The organism is Rhodanobacteraceae bacterium, assembly GCA_024234055.1.
In the GTDB taxonomy this organism is placed as follows: domain Bacteria; phylum Pseudomonadota; class Gammaproteobacteria; order Xanthomonadales; family SZUA-5; genus JADKFD01.
Map to the genome: position 1 here is coordinate 462,947 of JACKOW010000001.1, position 26,436 is coordinate 489,382.

Sequence of the window (26,436 nt, forward strand, 5' to 3'; positions counted from 1 at the left end):
CTTCAGACAGAGGTAGCAGTGCCCCGCCTTGGGCTGGGATCGCGAAACCAGTCGGTCATGACCGGTGCCGCCAGCGGCGGCGCATACAGATAGCCTTGCACCAGATCGCAGCCCAACTGGGCCAGCAGATTGGCCTGGCTCTCGTTCTCTACGCCTTCGGCGACCAGGCTCAGGTCCAGATCGCGGGCGAACTGGGTGATGGTACGGACGATGGCGCGGTGGCGCTGGTTGTGCTCCAGGTCATGAACAAAGCCGCGGTCGATCTTCAGACCGTCGAATGCTGCTTCCGAGAACGACACCAGCGAGGAATAGCCGGTGCCGAAATCGTCGACCACCAGGCCCACGCCCAACGATTTCAGCGCCGCCAGGGTGCCGCGCAATCGGTCTGGCGCGCCCCGGAACACGGTTTCGGTGATCTCCAGCTGGAGGTGCGCCGGATCGGCCCCGCTGGCTTCCAGCAGTTGCTGCAGTTCGGTGGGGAAGCTCAGGGAGGCGAACAAGCGATCGGAAACATTGACACTGAGCCGGCTTGGTGCGCGCTCACCGAAGGTGCTCTGCCAACTACGCAGCTGCCGCAGCGACATCTCCAGCATCTGCAGGTCTATGGCCGAGAGCAATCCGGTTTCCTCGGCCATGTCCAGAAACTCAGGCGGCGCCAGCACGCCGCGCAGTGGATGCTGCCAGCGCACCAGGGCTTCGACCCCGACCACGCATTGTTTGCGCAAACTCCACATGGGCTGGAAATAGGGCACCAGTTCACCGCGATTGACGGCAAAACGCAGATCCGTTTCCAGCGCCAGGCGCTCGCGGGCCGCGGCATGCATCTGTTGGTCGAACAAGGCATAGCCGGAGCCCAGCGATTTGGCACGGAACATGGCGGTATCGGCATCGCGCAGGATGCTTTCGGGATTCTGGTCGGCGTGATTGACCAGGACGATGCCGATGGAAGCAGCACTGAACACCTGATGGCCGCGCACCTGGAACGGTGTGCGGGCCACGCTCTGCACCCGTTCTGCAAGCGCTGTTGCCGAACTCTGGTCGAGCGCAGTCCGACAGAGCAAGGCAAATTCGTCGCCACCGTAGCGGGCCACCAGCGTGCGCCCGTCCATCGCCGAGCGCAGGCGTTCGCTGAACTGCACCAGCAATTCGTCGCCGGCGGCGTGACCGAGGCTGTCGTTGACCACCTTGAAGCGATCGAGATCGAGCAGGAGCACGCCGTAAGGGCCGTCGTCCTGGAGCCGCAGTCGCTCCAGCGCAGCCACCAGCTGCAGCTCGAAGCTGCGCCGATTCGACAGACCAGTCAGGCTGTCGTGATGGGCCAGGAACTTGAGTTCCTGTTCGGCCGCGCGGCGGGCGCTGATGTCCAGTAAACTGCCTTCCAGGTGACCCGGATCATCGGCGTGGTGACGAACGATCCGGGCACTGGAAAGCACCCAGAAATGCTCGCCGTTGCGGCGCAGCATCTCGAATTCCCAGCCCAGTATCTGGCCGTCGCGCAATATCGCCTTCACCGCGCGATCGCGCATCTCGGGACTGGCGTAGCGGCGGTGGATACTCGGCGCCTCCGCGCGCATCGCAGTGGGCGACGCATAGCCGAACATCCGCGCCATGGCATCGTTGACCTCGATCAGATCGCCCGCGAGCGTGCTCTGGAACATCCCCAGTACGGCGTGCTGGAACAGCAGTCGGTAGCGTTCTTCCGCGGCTTGCAATCGGGCCTGTTGGGCCCGTGCCTCGGTGACATCGCGCAGAGTGCCTATCGATGCCGGTTCGCCGCGGAAATTCACGGCACCGGCGCGCACGGCACACAGGCACCGGGAGCCATCGCGGCGCAGCAGATGGATCTCGTATTCCTGGGTCTCGCGAGAGCCTGATTCGCGGGCATCCTTGCGCGCGGCTTGTGCTGCAAGGTCTTCCGGGGCGACCCAGTCAAAGTAGCTGGCGCCGATCATCTCCTCGCTGCGATAGCCGAGAATGTCGCCCAGCGCGTCGTTTGCGAAAAGCACACGGCCGTGCTGCATCAGGAACACGCCGTCACGAGAATTCTCGACCAGATTGCGGTACAGCGCCTCGGATTGCGACAGCGCCTGCTCGGCGCGTACCTGCACGGTGATGTCGACGACCGTGCCATCAACCTGCAATATGCTGCCATCGGAGCCGCGAAGCGCTGTTGCACTCTCACTGACCCAAAGGCTGCTGCCGTCCTTGCGGCGCAATTCTGCACGCAGATCGGTGATGCGACCGGTTTTCTCCAGGCGCGTGGCGACTGCCTGCGCGTGGTCCCCATCGACATAGTCAAAGGCGGGCGCTCCAACGCTGGCGGCCAGCAACTCCTCAGGCGTTGCATGACCGAGCATCTTGGCCAGCGCCGGGTTGGCCTCGATGATCCGAGGTGGGTCCATCAGCCGGCGATACACGCCCACTTGCGATTCCATGATCAGCGTGCGGAAACTGGCGGCCTGACGAACTTGCGCCTGAGCTTCGGAGCCGTGCGCGTGAATGTCCTGAATCAATGAGAAGATGTAGCGCTCATCGTCGACGGTGATCAGCGAGCAGGTCATGAGGCCGTCGTAGTTTCGGCCCGGGGGAGTCTGGATGGCCACCGCCTCGCCGACGGCCAGGCCACGCTCGCGGAGCAGATTGAGCAGACTGTCTCGCTGCTCGGTGCCTGGCCAGAATCCCAGTTCCAAGGCGGTTCGCCCGAGCATCCGCGATCGCGGCGCACCGAACAGCGATTCCACCCCTGGACTCAGCGCTACGATCAATCCATCAGACAGCCGGCTGATCACCGCCACCGTCTCCGTGCCGGCGAAGACTTCGGTCAGGTGCTCCAACGCCGACAACTGGTGGGCCGATGCGGACATGTGTGCAGTGTAGCCAAAGCAGCGGCTGATGGTGCAACAGCAGCCCGTTCCGTCGTAAAGCGATCGCTTGCATGTGCCTGGTGAATGCGTGCCCGGTCCTGGCCAATCCAGGGGCGTGCGGCGCTACCCTGGATTGCTTCGTCGCTGCGCTCCTCGCAATGACGCATCATCAACTTGCGATATGGGTAGATGGAGAGCCACCTGTTTCGCCCCGACACTGCGCACGGGCCATGAACCACAAACCCGCCTGCAGGAGCGACCTCGCGTCGCGACCGGCAAGCCGCAGGTCTGCCGCAGCGGTCGCGCCGCAAGGGGGCTCCGGCAATTGAACACATCAAATCAACAATTTGCGATATGGGTTCATGGAGAGTCGCGTGCGCAATCCCGACCTGTCAGGCCGCGGCGCGCACGCTGCGACCCTGGGGGAATCGGTTGCGGATCGCCGTGGTGATGCCGTCGGCATCCAGACCGTTGAGCGCCAGCAGTCGCGCCGGATCACCATGCTCGATGAACTCGTCCGGCAGTCCCAGTTGCAGCGCCGGCAATGCCAGACCGTGGGCCGCCAGCGCTTCCAGGCAGGCGGTGCCGGCGCCGCCCATGATGCAGCCTTCTTCCACGGTCACGATGGCATCGTGGCTGCGCGCCAGGTCCAGCAGCAGCTCTTCATCCAGCGGTTTGACGAAGCGCATGTTGGCCACGCTGGCGTCGACCCGCTCCGCCGCCACCAGCGCCGCGTACAGGGGCGAGCCGAAGACCAGCAGGGCAATGCGCTGACCGGCCACGGCCTGACTGCGCCGTCGCCATTCGCCCTTGCCGAAAGGCAGTTTGTCGAGAGTGCGCTTGACCTCCACACCGGGACCACTGCCTCGCGGATAGCGCACTGCAGCCGGACCGTCATGGGCGAAGGCAGTCGACAACAGCTGCCTGCATTCGTTCTCATCCGCCGGCGTCAGCACGGCCATGTTCGGGATGCAGCGCAAATAGGCGAGGTCATAGGCGCCACAGTGGGTGGGGCCGTCGGCGCCGACAATGCCGGCGCGATCCAGCGCGAAGGTGACCGGCAGATTCTGCAGGGCCACGTCATGGATCAGCTGGTCATAGCCGCGCTGGAGGAAGGTGGAATAGATCGCCACCACCGGCTTCATGCCCTCGCAGGCCAGGCCGCCGGCAAAGGTCACCGCATGTTGTTCAGCAATGCCGACGTCGAAATAGCGCGCCTTGAAGCGCTGTTCGAACTCGACCATGCCCGAGCCCTCGCGCATGGCTGGGGTGATCCCGACCAGGCGCGGATCGGCGGCTGCCATATCGCACAACCATTCGCCGAAGACCTGGGTGTAGGTCTGCTTGCCGGGCTTGGCGGGGCGTATGCCCTCGACCGGATTGAAGCGTCCGGGGCCGTGGTAGAGCACCGGGTCGGCCTCGGCCAGCTTGTAGCCTTGTCCCTTGCGGGTGACCACGTGCAGGAACTGCGGGCCATCGCCCTCATCGATGCGGGCGATGATGTTGCGCAGCGTCGGTACCAGGGAGTCCAGATCATGGCCGTCGATGGGACCGATGTAGTTGAAACCGAATTCCTCGAACATGGTCGCTGGCACCACCATGCCCTTGGCGTGTTCCTCGAAGCGCCGCGCCAGCTCCAGCACCGGCGGCGCCATCGACAGCACCCGGCCGATGCCCTTCTTGGTGTGGGCGTAGAACTGGCCACTCATCAGCCGTGCCAGATAGCGGTTCAGCGCACCCACTGGCGGTGAGATCGACATGTCGTTGTCGTTGAGGATGACGATCAGCGGCAGGTCCTTTTCGATGCCGGCATTGTTCATGGCTTCGAAAGCCATGCCGGCAGTCATCGCGCCGTCGCCGATCACCGCGACCGCGTGGCGTTTCTCGCCCTTGATGACAGCCGCGCGGGCCATGCCGGCGGCGGCCGAGATCGAGGTGCTCGAATGGGCGGTGCCAAAGGCGTCGTAGGGGCTTTCCTCGCGGCGCGGGAAGCCGCTGATGCCACCCAGCTGGCGCAGCGTGGACATCGCTTCGCGGCGACCGGTCAGGATCTTGTGCGGATAGCTCTGATGGCCCACATCCCAGATCAGGCGGTCGTCCGGGGTGTCGAAGACATAGTGCAGCGCAATGGCCAGCTCCACGGTGCCGAGGTTCGACGACAGATGCCCACCCGTCTCCGAGACCGACGCCAGCACGAAGGCGCGCAGTTCGTCGGCGACCGCGACGAGCTTCTCACGGGGCAAACGCCGCAGATCCTTCGGATCGTTGATGGTCGAGAGCAGCGGGTAGGTGGACAAACTCTGAAACCTCGCAGACATGCGGTGGCAGGAATTGTCAGGCAGCCGCATGGCGCCCGTCCAGAAAGAATGCGGCAGTGAGCGGGCAGCTGGATCGCCACCGGCCCGCGGCTGCCGCACATTATTCCGTAGCCTGCCTGCAGCGCTTACTCAAATCCGTTGGCGAACATCAGGTTGGGCGTCCCGCCACAGATGCTACCGCTACCCTCGATGACAAGATTGTCGATGCTCCAGCCATCTCGGGTGAGATTGGAATCGGAGGTGAGGCGGAATCGGATGTGGGCGCTGGATTGGTCGTCCAGCATCGACAGGTCCAGATCCACGGCAGTCCAGGTGGCGCTGCCGTTGCAACTCCAGATCTCCGACCAACTGTTGCCGTCGGTGGACACGTCCACGCGGCCATAGTCGAAGCCTGATTCGGTATCACACCAGGACTGGAACTTGAGGCGGGTGCCGGCGACGCCACGCAAATCCAGCGGCACCAGTGTCAGCGAGGTGTTGACGTTGTTGCCGTAATTGCCGGCCGGAGAGTCGCTGAAGGATGCCGGTGCGCTGACGTACAGATTGGTGTTCAGGCCCCAGGGCGATTGGGCCGTGAAGTTTCCTAGGCCGGCGCTGGCGTCATCGCTGAAGACGTTGCAGAGCGGGAACAGGGCCAGGTCCTGATTCGTCGTCTGACCGGCTGCCAGACTGATGCCTGAGAACGTCTTGCTGGCGTACCCGGGCGCGCTCGCCGTGATCGAATAGGTGCCCGGCGGAGCCCGCAAACCATAGCTGCCGGCCGCCGCTGGCGAACTGGTGCTGCCGAATTCGCCCAGTTGCAGCTGCGCCGCAACCGCCAACGGCTGCGCGGTGACCGCATCGCGCACGCTGCCTTCCAGCCTGCCGGTGGTGCCTGCTGCCACCACATCGACGAAGCGGGCGTAGCTCGGTCCCGTGCTCGCGCTGTCACTGCCGCGCAGGTAGAGCGTGTATCGGCCCGGACTGAGTCCCGTGGACGGCAATTCGGCGACAAAGGCTTCCGTGGGGCTGCCGAAACTGCCGTTCAGCGCGGTTCCGAACGCGGTCGGCGTGGCCCCGGGCTGCCAGGGTGGCTGATCCAGGTACACGGCCACTGCGCTGATGTTCTGGGTGGGCTCGATCCCGTTGCCCTGCTGGAAGGCGTCGTCATCGGCCGTGCCCAGCAAGCGGATGGTCTCACCCGCTTCGACCGGCGCCGTCAGCAGGCCGGAGATCGACGGCCCCGAGGGCTCCAGATAGGGTCGGCGCGCGGTCCGCAGCAGGTATTCCAGGGAGGCCAGATTATCGGCCAGTTCCTGGCTTTCAAAGCTTGCACAGGACTGAAAGAAGGCAGTGCCGATCTCGTAGCTCATCCCCGGAATGCCCAGATCGCCGTAGGCGAAGTCCTTGGTGCCGCCATCGGTGACGTAAAGCTCCACCGCCTGTTGCGGGTTGTAGCTGTTGAACCAGGCCAGACGTCGACCCAGGGCAGCCATGGCCGGGCCATTGGGCGCCACATTGTTGGTGAATCCCCACGGCCACATCACCAGCCGGCCATAGCTGTGGACATCCATGAACACGCCGCTGGTGTCATCGGGCGCCGCCACATTGGGATCGGGCGGCCGCACATCTGCAAAGATGCTGCGCAGGAAATTGATCACCGCCGTCGATTCCGGCTCGGATCCGGCACTGGCTCCGCGATAGGTTTCATCGCAGCCGGCGCCGCTGGAACCGCCATGGGCACCCCACTCGAAGGGAAAGTTGCGGTTGAGATCGGCGCCGCGCGAAGAGCTGGTAGCGCCACAATAGTTCTCGTTGAGATTCTTGCGCCAACCCATGCCGAGTTCGGCTTTCTTGCGGCCGTCGGGGTTGGCCTGAGTGAGGATGTACAACTCGTGATGGTCGAGCATCCAGTGAACGTCGGCATCGCTGTCATAGCGCGCCAGCAGGCTTTCCGCGAAACGCATCAGGGTCTCGGCGGTGGCGTACTCGCGGGCGTGGATCGCGCCCATGATGAAGGCCCGCGGCTTGGGTCCTTCCACCGCCGTATTGCTGAGCTTGAGCACGCGCAAGTCATAGCCGGTGCCCGGATGGTTGATCTTGTCCCAGGAGTCGCCGATGTCGATGACCGTCGCCAGTGTGGGGTGCGCTGCGACCAGCGCATCCTGGCTGGCAAAGGTCTCTTCGACTGTGCGATAGCAGGCGTAACCCGGAACGCTGCGCAGACTGCGCTGCGGCTGGCGCACGATCTGGGTCAGATCATCGTCGATGGCGACCCGGAAGCCGGCCGAAATCAACAAGGAATATTCGTAGCGATTGGGCACTTCGACCACCAGGTAGCCCTGGTCGTGATGCACTTCCCAAGGTTCCACCCGTCGCGCCAGCGCGTTCACCTGGGCCTTGCTGTCGAAATAGGCGCGCACCACCCAGGGGCCGGAGTCGGCTGGCAGATCGGTACTCGGCCCCGGGCCGGCCCAGGCACTGGTCTGGGCCCACAGGGCGATGATGACTAGGCAGAGAAATCGGCGCATGGGCGGCCAGAATGCGAGTGTGAACACAGCCTAAGGTGTGGCAGCCCGAGTCGGCAAGCCGAGTCGGTCGTACGCGCACATTTCCCCGACACACGCAGCAAGGCAGAATGCGGGACATGTCACTGACCGACGTCTATCGCACCGTAGTGCTCGAACATAACCGCGCACCGCGCCGTCGCGGCCGCCTGGCCGCACCTGATGTGAGCGCAGAAGGCGTCAACAAGCTCTGTGGCGACAGTCTGACGCTGGATCTGCGCATCGTGGACGAGCGTATCGCGGCCTTCGGCTTCGACGCCGAAGCCAGCGCACTGACGCTGGCGGCGACCTCGATCATGGGCGACCTGATCGAGGGCCGGACCGTCGATGAAGCCACCGAACTCGCCAACGCGGCGCTCGATCTGGTCACGCGCAATCCGGAGCGTGCAGCCGACCCGCGCCTGGGCGATTTCAACTGTTTCCTTGGCGTGCTCGGCTACCCCAACCGGGTCAAGACCGTGACCCTGCCGTGGGCGACGTTGGCCGGTGCGTTGGCGGGACGGCTTCGAACTTCTACTGATATCGATGTGCGTGGCGCCGACCCAGCTCGGCCGCCACGCCAAGGAGTACATCATGAGTGATTGGGTCAAGGTCGGCGCCGCCGCAGAGATCGTGCCGGGCAGCTGGCGCGTCATAGATGTCGACGGCGCCCAGGTGGCGGTGGTGAATGTCGAAGGCCACTACTACGCCATCGAGGACGTCTGCACCCACGACGGCGGCGAACTCACGGGTGGCCGAGTCTGTGGCTACGAGATCGAATGCCCCCGCCACGGCGCCCGTTTCGACCTGCGCACCGGACAGGCCCTGTGCGCACCCGCCTACGAACCCACCGCGGTGTTCCCCATCCGGATCGAGGACGGCGTGGTTTACGTGCGCGATGATCGCTGGGACTAGAGCGGTTGTTGGTTGTCGGTTGTCGGTTGTCGGAAGAGGCTGGCTCACGCGGAGACGCGGAGGTCGCGGAGGAAGGCTGGATCGACCGGGCTTCTGTGGGAGCGGACTCTGTCCGCGATGGCAAGCCTGCATCGCGGACGACAGGTGTCGGTTGCTGGTGTCGGTGTCGGAAAGAGCCTACTCACGCGGAGGCCGCGGAGGAATGCTGGATCGACCAGGCTTCTGTGGGAGCGGACTCTGTCCGCGATGGCAGGCCGGCATCGCGGACGACAGGTGTCGGTTGCTGGTGTCGGTGTCGGAAAGAGCCTACTCACGCGGAGACGCGGAAGTCGCGGAGAGGAGCACGAGCTGCCTTGGCTTCCTGTGGGAGTCCCGGTCGCCCCTGGCGGTGCGCTTATTCGCGCATCAAACAGGGGGCGGGGCAGGGGGGCGGGAAACCCACGTCGCGGCACGGTCAGATCATGCGTCGAGGTTGGACCTCTTTCCCTTTTTGGTTGCGTATATCAATGGGTTACGACATGTTTGGTGAGAGCGGACTCTGTCCGTGAAGGCGGCTCCACGCGTCACGTAGCCCGCTGCGCGGCCAACGTGACCTACGAAAGCAGGCTGATCCAGCCTTTCTCCGCGGCCTCCGCGTGAGTAAGCTCCGATCGACAACCGACAACCGACAACCGACAACCGACAACCGACAACCGACAACCGACAACCGACAACCCCCGCTTCACCGCCACACGGCCTAGAATCGGCCTCCCTTTGACGGAGTCACAGCCATGACCATTCAAGTTGGTGATCGTATTCCGAGTGCGACGCTCAGTTATCTCAAAGACGGTGTGCAGCAGATCAGCACCGACGAGTTGTTCGGCGGCAAGACCGTGGTGCTGTTCTCAGTGCCGGGCGCATTCACGCCGACCTGCTCGGCGCGGCATCTGCCGGGCTATGTTGATCAGCTCGACGCGCTCAAAGCCAAGGGCGTGGACACGGTGGCCTGCATGGCGGTCAACGATGCCTTCGTCATGGACGCCTGGCGTCACAGCCAGGGCGTGCCGGAAGAAATCCTGATGCTGGCCGATGGCAATGGCGTTTTTGCCAAGGCCATGGGTCTGGAGATGGATGCGAGCAAGTTCGGCATGGGTGTGCGCGGCCAGCGTTTTGCACTGGTGGCGAAGAATGGCGTAGTGACGCACCTGCACGTTGAAGCGCCGGGCGAGTTCAAGGTGTCTGGCGCCGAAGCGGTGCTGGCGGCACTGTAGTCCTCAGAGCATCGCGCAACTTGTCGGTATCGGGGTGCCATGGGCGATGTTGCTCATGCCACTCCAGCAGTTGTCGTAGGTCGGCGCGCTGACTCGCGCCGGCGTTCTCGCGGAAACGGGCCAGCGCCAGCAGCGCGCTGGCCTCGGCAATCTCCCAGTGGCCGTCCTCGAACTCGCTGCGGATCAGCTTCAGCGCGGCTTCCGCCGCCGTGCGCGCCGTGGCCCAGTCCGAGCGTGCCAGCGCCAGTCGCGCTTCGGTCTGCAGCAGCTGCGCCCGATCGGCGACTGCGCCGTCCTCGGACCCGGCACCGGTGGCTCGGGCTTGTTCAATCTGTTCGCGGGCGGCGGACAGCTGGCCGGTATCGATCAGCCCCAAGGCCCATTCCAGATGTGTGCGGGCGCGCGCTGCAGGCGAGACCTTGAGCCCGGGATCGTCCAGCCAGCCGGCACTGTCCTCCAGAATCTGATTGGCTTCAGCGGTGCGGCCCTGCCAGCGCAGGGCCCGGGCCAGATAGCGCCGGGTTGCCAGTCGCTGACTGATGCCGCCGCGTTCCTGGTTGTCCTCGATGGCGCTGATCAGTCGCAGCTCGCGTTCAGCCTCGATCAGTTCGCCACGATAGATCTGGACCAGCGCCAGATAGCTGCGCGCGGAGAGCACTCGGGCGTGCTCGGCGCCCAGTTGCGGTTGCAGCCGTTCGATGGCCTCGCGCAGATCACGGGCGGCGCTGTCGAGATCTGCCAGGCGATAGTCGTCAACGCCCTGGTTGGTCAGTTCCTGGCCGAGCAGCAGCTGATCCGGCGATTTCTGAGCCCGCAGCATGTCGATGCCCTCGCGGCGCAGAGCGCGGGCTTCCTCAAGTTCGCCGAGGCTGGACTCGATGGTGGCCAGAGAACCCAGACTGCGCGCCAGGTCACGATGATTGGGGGGCAGGATGCGTCGCCGCAGTTCGACCACCGCACGTGCTTCGACCAGGGCCTCATCGATGCGACGCAGCCGGAACAGCGCCAGCTGACGGTTGTGCATGGCCGTCGCCATCTCCGGATGGTCCGGCGTTGACGATGCCCGGCGCCCGGCAATGACCCGGTCAAAAATCGACAGGGCCTGGGCCGCGTCGCCGCTCTCCAATGTCCAGGTGCCAAGATCGTTCAGCGCCTGCAAGGTCTCTTCGGCGTCGGCGCCCAGCAAGCTCTGCAGCGTGTCATGTACCTGTCGTGCCAGTGCCAGCGCCTGATCGTAGCGGCCTTCGGCGCCGTAGACGCTCTTCGACACGGAGAGCACGCGTGCCTGTTGCAACTCACTGTCCGCGGCTCCGGGGTCGACCACGCTCAGGGCCTGATCGACGTGAGTGCGGGCAAGGTCGATCTTGCCGGCGGCCAGTTCAGCCTGGGCCAGATCGCGAAGCAGAGCGGTCTGAGTGCGCCAGTCCTGGGGATCGACCCGCGCTCGACCGGCCTCCAGCAGGGCTGCAGCGCGGGCGGAATCACCGATGTAGAACCAGGCCCGTCCCAGGGTGGCATACAAGCGCGCCTGTACCGCCGGTTGCCCGGCCAGTTCGAGCTCGATGCGTTGCCCGCCACGTTCCAGCAGCGAGCGCGCGGTGATGTCACTCCCGGCCGCGCCCTCGGGAGTGGCACTCTGGAACACACTGGAGAGAAAGGCACTCACCGCCTCCGCCCGCAGAGCTTCCTCACGTGCGATCCGGGCTTGCCAAAGCGCCAGTCCGCTGCCCACCAGGATGGCAACCAGCACTGCGGTGGAAGCGAGCACGCCGATCCAGTGGCGGCGCAGGAAGCGGCGGCTGCGATAGCCCAGCGAATCCGGTCGCGCCCGCACCGGGCGTCCGTCCAGATAGGCGCGGATATCGTCGGCCAGCGCCTCGACGCTGGCGTAGCGCCGATTTGGCTCATCGCGCACGGCCTTGGTCAGGACCAGCGCCAGATCGCCTGCCAGCATCCGCGGGGTGATCGCGGCCGGGCCGTCTTCGCCCGCTTGCCGGCGCGCACGCACCAGCAGTTCGCGGGTTTCCTGCACCAGCGCGCGGGCGCGGTGCAGGGCCATGCCGGTGAGTAACTCGAAGAGGACAGCACCCAGGGCGTAGACATCGGTGGCGGTGCTGACCGGCTCGCCCCGTATCTGCTCGGGTGCCGCATAGGCGCGGGTGAAGAAGCGTGCGCCGGTGGCCGAGGTGTCCTTGTCGGTGTCGCTCTGCAGCAGCTTGGCAATGCCGAAATCCAGCAGCTTGGGTTCGCCGCGGGAGTTGACCAGAATGTTCCCGGGTTTCAGGTCGCGATGAACCACCAATTGCCGATGGGCGTGGCTGACCGCCTCGCACAATTTGAGGAACAGCCGCAGTCGCGCCCGGACATCCAGTTGCTGCTGGTCGGCATATTCGATCAGCGGTGGGCCATCGACCCATTCCATGACGAAATAGGGTCGCCCGCGGGCATCGACGCCACCGTCGATCAGTCGGGCGATGTTGGGATGCTCCAGGCGGGCGAGGATGCGCCGCTCGCTGACGAAGCGGCGTTGGATTTCTTCCGAATCCATGCCCAGCTTGATCAGCTTCAGCGCTGCCCGCTGCTGGAAGTCGTGCTCCACACGCTCGGCCAGGTAGACCGCACCCATGCCTCCGCGACCGAGCAGCCGCAGCAGTTGCCAGGGGCCGGCGCGCCAGCCGATCTCCGGCTCGTCCGCACTCGCCGCTTGCGGCAGCGGGCCATCCCGCTGTTCAGTCGCGCCTTCGGTGCGCAGGACAGCGGCTGTATAGGCCGGATCGTTCGGGCCGGGCATCACGGAATCCCTGTACGGGGTGCTCAGTCTAGCGGCAGACCAACACCAGCGCAGTCGAACCGCGCGGGTTCACCCTCAGTCCGACGGTGGGAGCGGATTCATCCGCGACAGACCGCTTCACGACCCGTTGGCGATCGCGGGCAGAGCCTGCCCTCACCAAACATACGCTAAAGCATTGATTCATAGGCCTGAAATAAAAGGGGCAAGGGGCAGGGGTCCAACCTCGACGCACGATCTGACCGTGCCGCGGCCTGGGTCCCCCGCCCCCTGCCCCCTGTTTGATGCGCGAACAAGCGCACCGCGAGGGGTGGCCGGGGCGGCTCAGCTCTTGCCCGCCGCCACCAGCTGGGCCAGACGCCGTACCGCCACCGAGATGGTCGGATAGTCGAGGGAGACCTGGTTGCGGATCTCCTTGAACATGCCCAGCGTATAGGCCAGTGACCCATCCGCGGCATCGATCCAGTTCTGCACGCGGCCACCCTTCTTCGGCGCTGGCCCGCGCAGCAACTGGGCGGCGAGGGCGCGGCGCTGGGCATAGAGTTCGTCGCGCAGCACGCCGCGGGCATGGGCGTGCCAGCGGCCCTGCACCGGCAGCGATTCGATCGAATCCTGGAACCATTTCAGGTGCAGCGCTTCGCCGATGTCGTAATAGACGCGGGCAGCCTCGGCCACCTCGACCTTCTGCTCGTGCGCCAGATCGATCACGTCGAAGGCCGCGTTCAAGGCACCCAGAGCACTGATGCGCTGGGCCATGGCCTTGGGATAGCCATGCCCGACCAGCTCGTTTTCCTGCTCGCTGTAGCGCAGCTTGTAGCTCTCCGGCAGCACCTCATCCAGGGCCGCTATCAACTGTTCGAAGCCCGGCGCGAAGCGCTCGACGCTGGCGGCAATCTCCAGTTTGGTCACCGGCAACTGCAGCAGCCAGCGGGTCAGATTGCGCAACAGGTTCCAGATGCCCTGAGTCACATCGATATTGACCCGTTCGGGGGCATCGGTGGTCTGATCCATCTCCGCCCACCATTCACGGGCGCGGACCACCTCGCGGGCGATGGTGAAGGCCTTGGCGATCTCCCCCGAGCTCTTGCCGGTGTCTTCGGTCATGCGCAGGATGAAGGTGGAACCCATGCGGTTGACGATGGAGTTGGTGACCTGGGTGGCGATGATCTCGCGACGCAGGCGGTGCTTCTCCATGGTTTCGGAAAACCGCTCGCGCAGCGGCGTCGGGAAATAGATCTGCAGCTCCTTCGACAGGTACGGGTCTTCCGGTACGTCGGAATCCAGCAGCTGCTGGTAAAGCACGATCTTGGAATAGGACAGCAGGATCGACAGCTCCGGGCGGGTCAGGCCCTGACCCTTGAGCTTGCGATCTTCGAACTCGGCGTCTGTCGGCAGGAACTCCAGCCCGCGGTCGAGCAGTCCCTGCTGCTCCAGGGTGCGCACGAAATGCTGCTTGGAGCCGAGGCGCGGGATCGACAGCGCCTGCATCAGGCTGATCGCCAGGTTCTGGCGGTAATTGTCGAACAGCACCAGGCGCTCGACCTCGTCGGTCATGTCGACCAGCAGTTCATCGCGCTGTTCCAGGGTGAGCTGGCCCTGCTGGATGGCAGTGTTCAGCAGGATCTTGATGTTGACCTCGTGATCGGAGGTGTCGACGCCGGCCGAGTTGTCGATGAAGTCGGTGTTGAGCAAGCCGCCGGCCTGGGCAAACTCGATGCGCCCGCGCTGGGTGAGACCCAGATTTCCACCTTCGCCGACGATCCGGCAGCGCAACTCCCGGCCATTGACGCGCAGCGCGTTGTTGCTGCGATCGCCGCATTCGCTGTGGCTTTCCGTGGTGGCCTTGACATAGACGCCGATGCCGCCGTTCCAGAGCAGCTCCGCCGGTGCCTTGAGAATGGCGCGCATCAGCTCGTTCGGCGTCAGTTGCTCCACCCCCTCGTCCATGCCCAGGGCCAGACGCATTTCCGGGGTGATGGTGATGGTCTTGGCGCTGCGCGGAAACACGCCGCCACCGGCGCTGATCAGGCCGGTGTCGTAATCGGCCCAGGACGAGCGCGGCAGCGCGAACATGCGCTCGCGTTCCACGTAACTGGTTTCTGCGTCGGGATTCGGATCGACGAAGATATGGCGGTGGTCGAAGGCGGCCAGCAGTCGGATCTTGCGTGACAGCAGCATGCCGTTGCCAAACACGTCACCAGACATGTCGCCGATGCCGACGCAAGTGAAATCCTCGCTCTGGCAATCCTTGCCGATGGCGCGGAAGTGGCGCTTGACGCTTTCCCAGGCGCCCTTGGCAGTGATGCCCATCTTCTTGTGGTCGTAACCCTTCGACCCACCGGAGGCGAAGCCGTCATCCAGCCAGAACCCGTATTCCTGACTGAGCGCGTTGGCGATGTCGGAGAAGGTGGCCGTGCCCTTGTCGGCCGCCACCACCAGATACGGATCATCCGGATCGTGGCGTACCACGCGTTCCGGCGGGGCAATCGCGCCATCGACGATGTTGTCGGTCACGTCCAGCAGTCCGCGGATGAAGGTGCGATAGCAGGCCACGCCTTCTGCGAGGATGGCATCGCGATCATTGCCGGCTGGCGGCTGCTTGACGTAGAAGCCGCCCTTGGCGCCCACCGGCACGATCACCGTGTTCTTGACCTGCTGCGCCTTCATCAGGCCCAGCACTTCGGTGCGGAAATCCTCGCGGCGGTCAGACCAGCGCAAGCCGCCGCGCGCGACCATGCCCATGCGCAGGTGCACGCCTTCCACCCGTGGTGAGTAGACGAAGATCTCGCGGAAGGGTACGGGTTTGGGCAGCCCCGGCACCTTGCTCGAATCGAGCTTGAAACTGATGTAATCCTTGGCCTTGCCGTCCACTCGCTGGTAGTGATTGGTGCGCAGCGTGGCCCGCATGCAGTCGCGGAATGCCCGCAGAATGCGGTCTTCGTCCAGACTGGAGACTTGCTCCAGCAGCGCGCCCAGCGTCTGGTGCAGCACCTGCAGTTGTTCACTGCGCGGCTTGATGTAGGAGTCCAGAACCGCCCCGGCCAAGGTCGGCAGAGAGCTGCGCATCTCGTCGGTCAACAACACTCCGAATTCACGCTCCATGCGCCGACGGGCGGCATCGGCGGAGCTGCGCTGCTCGCGGTCCGGGTCGAAGCGGGCGGCGAACATCTCCACCAGCAGGCGCGTGACCAGCGGGTGTGCCGCCAGCGTGCGCTCCATGTAGGCCTGGGAATAGGTGACGCCGGTCTGCAGCAGGTATTTGCAGTAGCCGCGCAGCATTGCCACTTCGCGCACTTCCAGCTCGGCCGCCAGCACCAGGCGGTTGAAGCCGTCGTTCTCGACGCGACCGCGCCAGATCTGCTCGAAACCCTGCTGGAAGCGCTCGCGGGCCTGGTCCAGATTCTCGCCCAGCGGGACCAGCGGCTCGACCTCGAAGTCCTGGATGTGGATCGCCATTCCCGGCGTCTCCATCTCGTAGGGATGCTCCGAGAACACTCGCAGCCCCATGTTCTCCAGCATCGGCAGCGCATCGGACAGGGTGATCGGCGCGCCCATCTTGAAGACCTTGAAGCGCAGTGCGCCGTCGCTCTTGCGCCGCGGGCGGTACAGCTGCAGGCGCACGTCCTGGCTGTCCTTCAGTTGTGCCGCGGCTTCCACATCGGCCGCCGCAATCCAAGGCGTCACGGCCTCGATGTAGCCCATCGGCAAGGCCTTGCCAAAGCGATTGCTGAGCTTGATGCCGCGCTCTTCGCCATGCTTCTGGATCAGGATGTCACGCAGCTCGTCCTGCCAGTTGCGCACGATCTGGGCCAGCTTGGCCTCGATCTCGCGGACATCGTAGTCAGGCTTCTCGCCGGGCTTGGGTCGCACCACCACATGCAGTCGCGCCAGCACCGATTCGGAGACCGCCACCGAGGAGTCATAGCGCTCGCCATTGAAGGCGCGCTTCAGTGATTGCTCGATGCGTTCGCGGATCTCGCTGGTGAAGCGCTCACGCGGAATGTAGACCAGGCAGGAGAAGTAGCGGCCGAAGCGATCGCGGCGCACGAACAGCCGGGTGCGCTGGCGTTCCTGCAGGTTGAGAATGCCGACTGAAGTCTCGAACAACTCCTCGATGCTGGACTGGAACAGCTCGTCGCGCGGCAGGGTTTCCAGGATGTGCTGCAGGCGCTTGGCGGCATGGCCGGTGCGATGGAGCTTGCTGCGCTGGAACACGCCGTCGACCTTGGTCCGGATCAGCGGGATGTCCTTGGGTCGGGTGGTGTAGGCGGTGGAGGTGTACAGACCGAGGAAACGGTCTTCGCCCACGGCATTGCCATTGGCGTCGAAGCGCAGCACGCCGATGTAGTCCATGTATCCCGGATGGTGCACGGTCGAGCGCGCATTGGTCTTGGACAGGATGATCAGATCGGGCAGCGTGTCCGGTGGCAGATCGCGTGCCGCCAGCGTGGCCAGCGGACGCACCGGCAACTGCGACTCATCGCCACGCAGCAGGCCGAGCCCGCTGCCGGGAACAGCGCGCAGCACATTGGTGCCATCAACCTGGGCGGTTTCGTAGGCGCGGTAGCCAAGCAGCGTGAAGTGGTTGTCCGCCACCCAGCGCAGATAATCGGCACACTCGGCCACGTACTCCGGGTCATGCAGCAACTCGCGGGCACTCAGGCCTTCGGCCAGGGCCAGGGCGCGATGATGCATGGCGGTGAAGTCGCGCACACAGGCGCGGACATCGGCCAGCGCCCGCTCGATGCGTTCGCACAGGGCTTCGATTCGGCCGGGCTCGGTCTGGCGATCGACCTCCACGTGCATGATCGATTCCGACTGCTCGCCGTCCTCAGCCCCGAAGCCCAGAATGTGGCCGCCCGGATCGCGCTGCACCTTGAACACCGGATGCATGATCAGGTGGGTGAGGGTGTGGTCCTGGGCAATGGCCATGCTGACCGTGTCGACCAGGAAGGGCATGTCGTCATTGACGATCTGGATCGCGGTGTGGGTGCTTTCCCAGCCGTTCTCGTCCTGAGTCGGGTTGTAGACGCGGACCTTGGCCGAATGCGCTGGACGGTGCCGGAAATAGCGCAGCAGATCCAGCGTCAATCCGGCCCATTCACCGGCCTTGCGCTCATCGAATTCATCCTGCGGAAGGTGCTCGAACAATCGAGTCGCGAAGGCCGTGGCCTCCTTCAGCTTGGGGCCACTGACCAGCGACTTCAGGGCTTCGAGAACATGCGCCAGCGTTTGGCCGGCGTCAGCAGTGCGAACGGCGCTCATGATGGGTGTGTGGGTCGCGCAAATGCGAAGGAAGCGTAAAGATAGCGCTCGTCGAGCTCGGGCTCTACCCGCGCTGCAGCATTCCGGCCAGCCGCGCTTCAGGGAGACGGGAGTTGGATCCGGCCGGTTCGGCCTTGTTCGGGGGCTTTCGCGGTTTTCGCCGAGCCAGAAGCAGCTGTCCGCAAAGGGCGCAAAGGGCGCAAAGAAGAGCAACGCTGGTAAAGGCCGGATTGCGGCCGTCGCCCCGGGATTGCGGCGGGGCATTGGCGCCGCAAATCCCGAGCTGGTGCTTGGGATTCTGTAGGTCCGGACTTGTCCGGACGCTTTTCCCGGCAGAGACCGGCAGTGTCCAGACAAGTCTGGACCCTATCCAAGGCAAGGTGCCCGCCTGCATCCTCGCATTCACCTTCCGCAATCGCAGCGCTCAGGCATCCTGTAGGGCTACAGTTCCTTTGAGTAAGTCGGAAATCGTCATTCCCGCGAATGCGGGAATCCAGTTCTTCAGGCACCTGCGTAAGCCTGGATTACCGCATCCGCGGGAACGACGACTTGTGCAGAGGATCCCTGGTTGATTCCCTTTTGACGGAGTGCATTCATGATCAATCTGTTCAGCCCGCTGAAGTCGGGCGATCTGCAGCTGCCCAACCGCATCCTGATGTCGGCGCTGACTCGCGCCCGCGCCGGACGCAGCCACATTCCCAACCCGATGATGGCCGAGTACTACGCGCAGCGGGCTACCTCCGGTCTGATCTTCACCGAGGCGACCATGGTCGCAGCCGACGGCTGTGCGTTTACCGGCGAAGGTGGGCTGTACGATGACGAGTGCGTGGCCGGTTGGCGACGGGTGACCGAGGCCGTGCACGCCCGCGGCGGACGCATCGCCGTGCAGCTGTGGCATCCGGGCAGAGCCGCGCATTCCGTGCTCAATGGCGGCGTGCAGCCGGTCTCCAGTACCGATCGCGCCATCAGCGACAGCAGCATCCAGACGCCCGAGGGTGAAAAGGCCTACGAGGTCCCGCGGCGCCTGGCGCTGGACGAGCTGCCCGGCATCATCGAGTTGTTCCGCAGGGCGGCCGAGCGGGCCATGGCTGCCGGCTTCGATGGTGTGCAGCTGCATGGGGCGCACGGCTATCTGCTCGATCAGTTCCTGCGCGACAGCGTCAATGACCGCGATGATGCCTATGGCGGCAGCATTGCCAATCGAGCCCGCTTGCTGCTGGAAGCGGTGGATGCAGCCGTATCGGTCTGCGGGGCCGGACGGGTCTCGGTGCGGATTTCGCCGCTGGTGCCCTTCAACGACATCCGCGATTCCGACCCGGAGGCGCTGGTGGCTTATCTTGCCCGCGAGCTTAACGCACGGCAGATCGGGGCCCTGGAACTGCGCCACGGCGATTTCCGCGAGGCCGCCGAGCAGCGCCTGGCGGTGATTGCGCGCGAGCACTTCAAGGGTACGCTGCTGGCCAACGGCGGCTACGACTACGCCAGCGGGCAAGCGGCGGTCGCCTCGGGCGCTGTCGATGCCGTGGTCTACGGCAAGGCCTACCTGTCCAATCCCGATCTGGTCGAACGCTTCCGCGCCGGCGCCGACCTGAATCCGGTGGACTTCAGCAAGCTGTACACGCCGGGACCGGCCGGGTACACCGACTACCCGACGATGGCCTGAAACTCGCAGCGTCCCGCGAGCTCGTCGCAACCAGCTTCGCGCTGTGCAAGGCTCTTGTAGTGCCGAGCTTGCTCGGCAGGGGTTGCGGCTCGTCGGCCGGGATGGGAGAGCACAAGCCCAGCCAAAGCAGCGGAGCAAGCTCCGCTCTACGGGCGTTTCGGTGTACGAGGTTGTTGTAGTGCCGAGCTTGCTCGGCAGGAGTTGCGGCTCTTTGGCGGGGGCGCAGGAGCACAAGCCCAGCCAGAGCAGCGGAGCAAGCTCCGCTCTACCAAAGCTGCGGTGTACGAGGCTGTGGTAGTGCCGAGCTTGCTCGGCAGGGTGTGCGGCGCTCTGGCTGTGTGCGATCCGCCCAGGCCGCTCAGCGCAGTTGCAGCTTGAACTGCACCTCGACCTCGTCGGCGATGGTTTCCGGATCGGCCCAGTCGCCGCTGCCAATCCCGAACTGCGTCCTTGAGAATCGGGCCTTGCCTTCGATGATGTGACCGTCGGCGCTGGCGCTGATGTCCAGTGGCACAGGATGGGTCTGGCCCTTGAGCGTCAAGCTGCCGGGGCAGCTGAGCCGCGTGCCGGTGGCGTCGCAATCACCCGCGGAAGCCCAGCGTGCATTGGGAAATTGTTCGCTGTCGAAGAAATCCGGCCCGCGCAGGGTGTCATCGCGGTCGGGGTAGTCGGTGTCCAGGCTGCCGACCTCAATCTCGGTGACAAAGCGCGTGGCCAGCGGCTGCGCCAGATCGAAGCTGGCCTTGCCGGAAAACTGCTTGAAGATGCCGGGCACGGCCTCGCCGCCGTAGTCTCCGGTGAATCCGAGCTGGCTGTTGCTGGCATCGAAGCTGAATTCGGCGGCATCGGCCAGCCTGATGCTGGTCAGCGCGATCAGCGCGATCAGCGCGAGCATGGACAGTCTCATGGTTGATCCTTGTGGTCCTGGGTACGCAGACCCGAACGGAAGCTTGGAAGCATCCGCGTCAAGGTGCTGTCGCGGTCAATGAAGTGGTGTTTGACGGTGGCCGCCAGATGCAGCGCGATCATCAGCATCAAGGTCCATGCCAGCCATTCATGCACTTGCTGCCAGAAGACGAATGCCTCGCGGTCACGGGCGATCAGTGCCGGCACCTTGAACAGCCCGAACCAGCTGAGCGGAAACCCGGACGCGGAATTCTGCAGCCAGCCGGTGATCGGCATCGCCAGCATCAGCAGGTACATCAACCCATGCGTGCCGGCTGCGGCGCGCAACTGCCAGGTGGGCGCCGACAGCGGCGGCGGTGGTCTGCGGTAAAGGCGCCAGAACAAGCGGAACGCCGCCAGGCCCAGTACCGTCAGACCCACCCATTTGTGCCAGGTGTAGACCTCGATCTTGGTTGGCGAGTTCTTCAGTTCGGTCATCCACAATCCGACACCGAGCAGGGCCAGGATTGCCAATGCGATGAACCAGTGCAGGGCGACGGCGACCAGGCCGTAACGCTGCGCTTGCTGGGGAGTGCCATCGATGGATTCCGGCATGGACTTGCCCTCGCGCATCCGATGAATGCTGCCGCGGCACCTGGCAGCTGCAGGCGCCGCGGGAAGATCCGTAGCGATGATCAGCCGGCCGAAGCCTCGACTTCGATGCGCACGCTGACCTCGTCACTGACCGCCGGCACGTACTCGGCCAGACCAAACTCGGAGCGCTTGAAGCGCGTAGTGGCGGAGAAGCCGACGGCCGGCTTCTTGCTGAAGGGATGCGGGCCGGCCTGATTCAGGGTGGCCTCCAGGGTCACGGGCAGGGTCTTGCCCTTGAGCGTGAGGTCGCCGGTGATGGTCAGCGTCTTCTCGCCCGTCTTGACCACCTGGGTAGAGACGAAACGCGCTTCCGGATAGATGGCGGTGTTGAACCACTTCTCTGCCGACACGTGCTCGCGCCAGGTGGCATCACCGAGGTCAATGCCGGCGACGTCCAGGCTGACGTCCACTTTGGCACCGCTCCAGTCAGACGCATCCAGCGACAGGCTGCCGTCCTTGATGTGAAAGCGCGCGGTGCTGTTGGAGAAGCCCAGATGATTGACGCTGGCGTGCACCTGCGAATGCACTTTGTCGAAGCTGTAGTTCAGGGTTTCGGCGTGGGCGCCGGCGGCAAAGGCGAGACTGGCAAGAGCGATCAGGGTACGCATGGAATCATTCCTCTGGACAGTTGGAGTGCAAGGCGCACTGACCGCTCGAAGCTACGCTGCAGCGGCCGGTGCCAGTGTGAAGACAGCTTGCGCGAGCGCGCGAAGCCGTCCAATCTCCTGCATTGCGCGACAGCGTTCAAAATCCTTGAATGCACGACGAAGTCACACTGGATCTGCAGGCGATCGAACTGCTGACCGCCATTGAGGCCGAGGGCTCGATGGCCGCTGCCGCGCGTCGGTTGGGCAAGGTGCCGTCGGCGCTGAGCTACCAGGTCCGGCGCCTGGAGGAATCGCTGGACCTGTTGCTGGTCGATCGCCGCAGCGGGCGTGCGCTGCTGACGGAATCAGCCCAGTTGCTCGTGCGCGAGGGCCGGGATCTGCGGGCAGCGCTGGACGGCGCCCTGACGCGGGCGCGACGGGCCGCGCTGGACGGCGCCCTGACGCGGGCGCGACGGGCCGCGCTGGGTTTCGAGTCGGAACTGGTCATTGCCGTGGATGCCGTAGTGCCCATCGATGTGCTCTGGCCGCTGCTCCGTGGATTCGATCAGCTCAAGGCGCCCACCCAGCTGCGCTTCTGGCATGAGGTCCTGTCGGGCAGTTGGGAGGCGCTGCTCAGTGGGCGAGCCGATCTGGTGGTCGGGGCGCCAGGCGAAGCCCCCGCCAATCGCGAGATCCGGATGCAGCCCCTGGGACGTATCGAGTTCGTGTTCTGCGTGGCGCCGCAGCATCCGTTGGCGACCGTGGCCGAGCCTCTGCTCCCTGCGCAGATCGCCCGCCATCGGGCCATCGCCGTGGCCGATTCGGCGCGCTCGATGCCGCGGCGCACGGCCGGGCTGCTGCCAGGCCAGCGGGTGATGACAGTCCCCGATTTCAACTACAAGGTGGCGGCGCTCTGTGCCGGCCTTGGCTGTGGCTATCTGCCTCGACATGTGGCAGCAGCGCCGCTGCGCAGCGGCGCGCTCGTGCAGCGGGCGACGGCACAGACCGAACTGGTGGCGCCGGTGCATCTGGCCTGGCGCGAGCCCATCCGCGGCAAGGCGCTGGCCTGGTTTGTTCAGGCCTTCACCCGCGTCAACTTTGATTCTCCGCGATGACTACGAAGCGGCCCGCCCTGGCTGCGCCTGTCGCCGCCCTCAGTTGGCCACCCCCACTGGACTGGCCGCAGCACTTGCGGACTGCTGGGGCCTTGCGCATTCGCGATGTGCCCCTGCACCCGGAGAACCAGGCGCTGCGAGCACTGGCCGCCGAGTTGGGCCCGGTCTCGACGCGCGGACTGTCGCATCGCGCAGGACTGGTTGAAAGCGGTGCGGTACAGCGGGTTGAGGCGCTCCCGGGTCCGGTGCTCGATCAATACGCGAAGAGTCTGCGGTCGGCGGGCAGTGATGCCTTCGCCCTGCACAGCGACGAGAGCTTCTGCCTGCGGCCAGCGCGCTGGGTGCTGCTGCATTGCTGGCAGCCGGCCGAGCGGGGTGGCGACACCCTGCTGCTGGCCGTCGAGGAAATCCTCGAACCAGCCACCCGGGAGGTACGAATTGCCCTGGAGCAGCTGCGGCTGCCCTATCCCTGCGGCGATCGGGTCACGATCGAGACCTCGGGTGTGCTGCGATTCAACGCCGAAGAAATCGAATCCGCCGCACTGCGCCGTGGCGTGCCGCTGTCACTGCCGCAGCGCGCCTGGCTGGCGCGCTTCGAGCAGCGCTTCGCCAGACAAGCGAGCCGCCTGCGGATGGATGCCGGAGACTTGCTGATCATTGACAACTGGCGAATGCTGCATGGACGCACCGCCTTTGACGCCAGCTCCGGGCGACTGCTGAAGCGGCTGCGGGTGCTTTGACGAGGGCACGAGGGCCTTGATGAGGGCACGAGGGCACGAGGGCACGTCAAAGCTACAGCGCCGAGGGCCCGATTGCGCGCTCAGCCACAATCTCGCCATGTACCCGCTCTTGCATGCCCTCGTGCCCTCGCGCCCTCGTGCCCTCGTGCCCTCGTCTCAGGTGCGCCGTCGCAGATAGTTCAGCACATCCATACGGGTGACCAGGCCGATGAAGTGCTCACCATCCATGACGATGGCGACGTGGCCCTTCTCGAACAGGGGCATCAGGCTTTCGATGTCGGTACGCACATCGACCATGTCCAGGTTGGTGATCATGGCCTCCGACACCGGGCACTGGAACTGGCAGGGGTTGTTGTAGACCTTCATCAGCACATCGGATTCGTCGACGATGCCGACGATGCGGTCGCCGTCCATGACCGGCAGTTGTGAGACGTCGTAGAGCTTCATGCGCTGGTAGGCGACCGTCAGTGACTCGTTCGGACGCACCACGATGGTGTCGCGATCGGAATAGGGGCGATTGATCAGATCGCGCAAATCGCCGGTGGATTCGCGGGTGATGTAGCCGTTGTCGCGCATCCAGTAGTCGTTGTACATCTTCGACAGGTACTTGTTGCCGGTGTCGCAGACAAAGGCGACCACCTTCTTCGGCGTGGTCTGCTCGCGGCAGTAGCGCAGCGCAGCGGCGATCACGGTGCCGGTGGAACTGCCGCCGAGGATGCCTTCGGAGCGCAGCAACTCGCGCGCCACGTCGAAGCTCTCGCGATCGCTGATGGCGTAGCTCTTCCTGACGTGTTCGAAGTCGGCGATGGCGGTCAGATAGTCGCCGCCGATGCCTTCGACCGTCCAACTGCCGCCGCTGGCCTCGAGCACACCCTCATTGACGTACTTGGTCAGGACCGAGCCGACCGGATCGGCCAGGATCAGGTCCACATGTGGCGCCGCCCGGGTGAAGAAGTTCGACAATCCGGTGACAGTGCCGCCAGATCCCACGCCAAAGACCATGGCATCCATGTCGTGGCCCATCTGCTGCCAGATTTCCGGACCCGTGCCGAATTCGTGGGCGTAGGGGTTGGACGGATTGCCGAACTGGTTGATGTAGAAGGCGCCTGGGGTCTCCTCGGCGATGCGGCGCGCCATGTCCTGGTAATACTCGGGATGGCCCTTGGTCACGTCCGACCGTGTCAGCACCACCTCGGCGCCCATGGCCTTGAGGTTGAAGATCTTCTCGCGGCTCATCTTGTCCGGCACGACCAGCAGCAAGCGATAGCCTTTCTGCTGGGCGACCAGGGCCAGCGCCAACCCGGTGTTGCCAGCAGTGCCCTCGACGATGGTAGCGCCGGGCTGCAACAAGCCCTTGCGTTCGGCGTCCTCGATCATCGACAGACCGATGCGGTCCTTTATCGAACCGCCCGGATTCATCGATTCCATCTTGAAATAGAGCTCGCACGGCCCGGTATCCATGTGCTGGCAGCGCACGATCGGCGTATTGCCGATCAGTTCGAGGACATTGTTGTAAACCGCCATGGCTGTCTCCTGCGCCGACACGCCGCCTGGGCGCGCCCGCTTCGATTCGTGAAGGGGCGCAAGACTGCACCAGGACGGCGCAAGAGGCCAGCTTCAACGGGCAATTACATGGAAGGGCTGAGCTTCCGCCAGGGTGAGGGAGCCATCCAGTGCTTCTGAAGCGGCTCCACTGGACGGCTTGCCCCGAATCAAGTCGGGTGTCGCAATGACGCCGGGCCCAGGCTCTGGTAGGTCCGTCCAAGTCTGGACCTACAGAAGCCCTCAAGCCCGTAGCCTTTCCCGAGTCCCGAGTCCCGAGTCCCGAGTCCCGAGTCCCGAGTCCCGAGTCCCGAACCAACAACCGACAACCACAACGCCCTTGGCGATGGCCCGTGAATGGCGCAATCATGTAGCCAAGTTCCCGAACAGGTGCCGGCGATGAACCGAAATCTGATCATTCCGCTGATCGCGCTGGATGCGCTGGCGGCCCTGTTGCTGGCCGTAGGGCTGCTCACCCGATTCAGTCCGGAGATCGAATTTCTGCGGCCGCTGGTCGAGAGAAATCTGGGCGTTCCGATGATGGCGGCAGGTGCGGTATTGATGGTGATCTGCGGGCCGCTGATGATCCGTTGGTTCATCGCCTCGATGCGCGAACGCGGGCGTTGAGCCATGGCCCGTCGTCGCACTTCGGTATTCCTTCGGGCAGCGGAACAGGATGACGCGGCCGCCGTTTCGGCGCTGTACGAATCGCCGAAGGTGTTCGGGAACCTGTTGCAGCTGCCATTTCCGCGGGAATCGATGTGGCGCGAAAGACTCGCCAATCCTGATCCGGACACGCTCAATCTGCTCGCGCTGATCGATGGCGAGGTCGTCGGTCATGGCTTCCTCGGTCGCCCCAATGCGAATGCGCGCCGCCGCCATGTCGGCGTGATCGGCCTCGCCGTGCATCCGGATAATCAGGGACACGGCATCGGCAGCGCGCTGCTGGCGGCCATGATCGAACGCGCCGAGCGCTGGATGCAGATGATCCGTCTGGAACTGGAGGTTTATCCCGACAATCTGGCCGCCATTGCCCTCTATCGAAAGCATGGATTTGTCGAGGAAGGGCGCTTGCGCAGCTACGCCTTCCGCGACGGTCAGCTCGTGGACGTGTTGGCGATGGCGCGGGTCGGCGAGTGGCCCGGCGAAGGGAAGCGGGTGCTGCAGTCGACTTAGCGGCGATCTTGCGTCGCGACCGCGAAGACCGGAACTTGCGGTGAGCTGATGCCAACAGCAGGACGCAGAGAACGCAAAGGAAAAGCAGAAAGAACGCCGAGAAAGGCAAAGGCGGTCCTGGATCGGCTTCTCTTGGCGTTCTCAGCGAC

At 64.7% G+C, this 26,436-nt stretch carries 17 protein-coding genes; 8 read left to right on the forward strand and 9 right to left on the reverse strand.

Going from position 1 to position 26,436, the window contains the following annotated elements:
- Positions 1-2: 2 nt before the first annotated feature.
- The 3 genes from H7A19_01895 to H7A19_01905 all read right to left on the reverse strand — a co-directional run bounded on the left by H7A19_01895 (position 3) and on the right by H7A19_01905 (position 7,692).
- The gene (locus tag H7A19_01895) at positions 3-2,864 is read right to left on the reverse strand and encodes an EAL domain-containing protein (GenBank protein MCP5473574.1); all 2,862 of its coding nucleotides are present in this window, start codon (positions 2,862-2,864) and stop codon (positions 3-5) included.
- A 392-nt stretch (positions 2,865-3,256) separates the two neighbouring features.
- Complete coding sequence (gene dxs, locus H7A19_01900; protein MCP5473575.1) at positions 3,257-5,182, reverse strand: 1-deoxy-D-xylulose-5-phosphate synthase; 1,926 nt, start codon at positions 5,180-5,182, stop codon at positions 3,257-3,259.
- A gap of 125 nt (positions 5,183-5,307) precedes the next feature.
- Positions 5,308-7,692 (reverse strand): carboxypeptidase regulatory-like domain-containing protein, encoded by a 2,385-nt coding sequence (locus H7A19_01905; protein MCP5473576.1) that lies wholly within the window; start codon positions 7,690-7,692, stop codon positions 5,308-5,310.
- A 116-nt stretch (positions 7,693-7,808) separates the two neighbouring features.
- Between H7A19_01905 and H7A19_01910 the strand changes: the two genes are divergently transcribed.
- The 3 genes from H7A19_01910 (at position 7,809) to H7A19_01920 (ending at position 9,872) form a co-directional block, all read left to right on the forward strand.
- On the forward strand, positions 7,809-8,309 hold the full coding sequence (locus H7A19_01910; protein MCP5473577.1) for an SUF system NifU family Fe-S cluster assembly protein: 501 nt from the start codon (positions 7,809-7,811) through the stop codon (positions 8,307-8,309).
- Positions 8,302-8,622 carry a non-heme iron oxygenase ferredoxin subunit gene (locus H7A19_01915; GenBank protein ID MCP5473578.1) on the forward strand — a complete coding sequence of 107 codons (321 nt, stop codon included), beginning with the start codon at positions 8,302-8,304 and terminating at the stop codon, positions 8,620-8,622. Before H7A19_01910 ends, H7A19_01915 begins: the two co-directional genes overlap by 8 nt.
- Before the next feature lie 770 nt (positions 8,623-9,392).
- Entirely contained in the window at positions 9,393-9,872 is a 480-nt protein-coding gene (locus H7A19_01920) for a peroxiredoxin (protein MCP5473579.1), read from the forward strand.
- Here H7A19_01920 and H7A19_01925 read toward each other — a convergent pair.
- Positions 9,832-12,663 carry a protein kinase gene (locus H7A19_01925; GenBank protein ID MCP5473580.1) on the reverse strand — a complete coding sequence of 944 codons (2,832 nt, stop codon included), beginning with the start codon at positions 12,661-12,663 and terminating at the stop codon, positions 9,832-9,834. The genes H7A19_01920 and H7A19_01925 overlap by 41 nt on opposite strands.
- A 321-nt stretch (positions 12,664-12,984) precedes the next feature.
- Positions 12,985-17,925 carry an NAD-glutamate dehydrogenase gene (locus tag H7A19_01930; protein ID MCP5473581.1) on the reverse strand — a complete coding sequence of 1,647 codons (4,941 nt, stop codon included), beginning with the start codon at positions 17,923-17,925 and terminating at the stop codon, positions 12,985-12,987.
- 595 nt (positions 17,926-18,520) lie between these two features.
- On the opposite strand from H7A19_01930, the gene H7A19_01935 reads away from it, so the two are divergent.
- Positions 18,521-19,588: an alkene reductase gene (locus H7A19_01935; protein MCP5473582.1), complete on the forward strand. Its 1,068-nt coding sequence runs from the start codon at positions 18,521-18,523 to the stop codon at positions 19,586-19,588.
- A gap of 358 nt (positions 19,589-19,946) precedes the next feature.
- Here the strand turns inward: H7A19_01935 and H7A19_01940 are convergent, their stop codons facing one another.
- From H7A19_01940 to H7A19_01950, 3 genes are all read right to left on the reverse strand, one after another.
- Positions 19,947-20,495 carry a YceI family protein gene (locus H7A19_01940; protein ID MCP5473583.1) on the reverse strand — a complete coding sequence of 183 codons (549 nt, stop codon included), beginning with the start codon at positions 20,493-20,495 and terminating at the stop codon, positions 19,947-19,949.
- Complete coding sequence (locus H7A19_01945) at positions 20,492-21,088, reverse strand: cytochrome b (protein ID MCP5473584.1); 597 nt, start codon at positions 21,086-21,088, stop codon at positions 20,492-20,494. Before H7A19_01945 ends, H7A19_01940 begins: the two co-directional genes overlap by 4 nt.
- Positions 21,089-21,168: 80 nt before the next feature.
- Entirely contained in the window at positions 21,169-21,735 is a 567-nt protein-coding gene (locus H7A19_01950; protein MCP5473585.1) for a polyisoprenoid-binding protein, read from the reverse strand.
- Positions 21,736-21,884: 149 nt separating this feature from the next.
- Between H7A19_01950 and H7A19_01955 the strand changes: the two genes are divergently transcribed.
- Both H7A19_01955 and H7A19_01960 read left to right on the forward strand, forming a co-directional pair.
- The gene (locus H7A19_01955) at positions 21,885-22,829 is read left to right on the forward strand and encodes a LysR family transcriptional regulator (protein ID MCP5473586.1); all 945 of its coding nucleotides are present in this window, start codon (positions 21,885-21,887) and stop codon (positions 22,827-22,829) included.
- A gap of 92 nt (positions 22,830-22,921) precedes the next feature.
- On the forward strand, positions 22,922-23,569 hold the full coding sequence (locus H7A19_01960; protein MCP5473587.1) for a TauD/TfdA family dioxygenase: 648 nt from the start codon (positions 22,922-22,924) through the stop codon (positions 23,567-23,569).
- Positions 23,570-23,725: 156 nt separating this feature from the next.
- Here the strand turns inward: H7A19_01960 and H7A19_01965 are convergent, their stop codons facing one another.
- Entirely contained in the window at positions 23,726-25,093 is a 1,368-nt protein-coding gene (locus tag H7A19_01965; GenBank protein ID MCP5473588.1) for a pyridoxal-phosphate dependent enzyme, read from the reverse strand.
- Positions 25,094-25,510: 417 nt separating this feature from the next.
- Between H7A19_01965 and H7A19_01970 the strand changes: the two genes are divergently transcribed.
- Together H7A19_01970 and H7A19_01975 are read left to right on the forward strand one after the other, a co-directional pair.
- Entirely contained in the window at positions 25,511-25,738 is a 228-nt protein-coding gene (locus H7A19_01970) for a hypothetical protein (GenBank protein MCP5473589.1), read from the forward strand.
- A gap of 3 nt (positions 25,739-25,741) precedes the next feature.
- Entirely contained in the window at positions 25,742-26,287 is a 546-nt protein-coding gene (locus H7A19_01975; GenBank protein MCP5473590.1) for a GNAT family N-acetyltransferase, read from the forward strand.
- Positions 26,288-26,436 lie beyond the last annotated feature (149 nt).

Bases quoted from the DNA above. Each gene is read 5' to 3' on its own strand.
- H7A19_01950 (MCP5473585.1), bottom strand. From the start codon at position 21,735: ATGCGTACCCTGATCGCTCTTGCCAGTCTCGCCTTTGCCGCCGGCGCC.
- H7A19_01975 (MCP5473590.1), top strand. From the start codon at position 25,742: ATGGCCCGTCGTCGCACTTCGGTATTCCTTCGGGCAGCGGAACAGGAT.
- H7A19_01915 (MCP5473578.1), top strand. From the start codon at position 8,302: ATGAGTGATTGGGTCAAGGTCGGCGCCGCCGCAGAGATCGTGCCGGGC.
- H7A19_01955 (MCP5473586.1), top strand. From the start codon at position 21,885: ATGCACGACGAAGTCACACTGGATCTGCAGGCGATCGAACTGCTGACC.
- H7A19_01940 (MCP5473583.1), bottom strand. From the start codon at position 20,495: ATGAGACTGTCCATGCTCGCGCTGATCGCGCTGATCGCGCTGACCAGC.
- H7A19_01905 (MCP5473576.1), bottom strand. From the start codon at position 7,692: ATGCGCCGATTTCTCTGCCTAGTCATCATCGCCCTGTGGGCCCAGACC.
- H7A19_01945 (MCP5473584.1), bottom strand. From the start codon at position 21,088: ATGCCGGAATCCATCGATGGCACTCCCCAGCAAGCGCAGCGTTACGGC.
- H7A19_01965 (MCP5473588.1), bottom strand. From the start codon at position 25,093: ATGGCGGTTTACAACAATGTCCTCGAACTGATCGGCAATACGCCGATC.
- H7A19_01895 (MCP5473574.1), bottom strand. From the start codon at position 2,864: ATGTCCGCATCGGCCCACCAGTTGTCGGCGTTGGAGCACCTGACCGAA.
- H7A19_01925 (MCP5473580.1), bottom strand. From the start codon at position 12,663: ATGCCCGGCCCGAACGATCCGGCCTATACAGCCGCTGTCCTGCGCACC.
- H7A19_01920 (MCP5473579.1), top strand. From the start codon at position 9,393: ATGACCATTCAAGTTGGTGATCGTATTCCGAGTGCGACGCTCAGTTAT.
- H7A19_01935 (MCP5473582.1), top strand. From the start codon at position 18,521: ATGATCAATCTGTTCAGCCCGCTGAAGTCGGGCGATCTGCAGCTGCCC.
- dxs (MCP5473575.1), bottom strand. From the start codon at position 5,182: ATGTCTGCGAGGTTTCAGAGTTTGTCCACCTACCCGCTGCTCTCGACC.
- H7A19_01930 (MCP5473581.1), bottom strand. From the start codon at position 17,925: ATGAGCGCCGTTCGCACTGCTGACGCCGGCCAAACGCTGGCGCATGTT.
- H7A19_01970 (MCP5473589.1), top strand. From the start codon at position 25,511: ATGAACCGAAATCTGATCATTCCGCTGATCGCGCTGGATGCGCTGGCG.
- H7A19_01910 (MCP5473577.1), top strand. From the start codon at position 7,809: ATGTCACTGACCGACGTCTATCGCACCGTAGTGCTCGAACATAACCGC.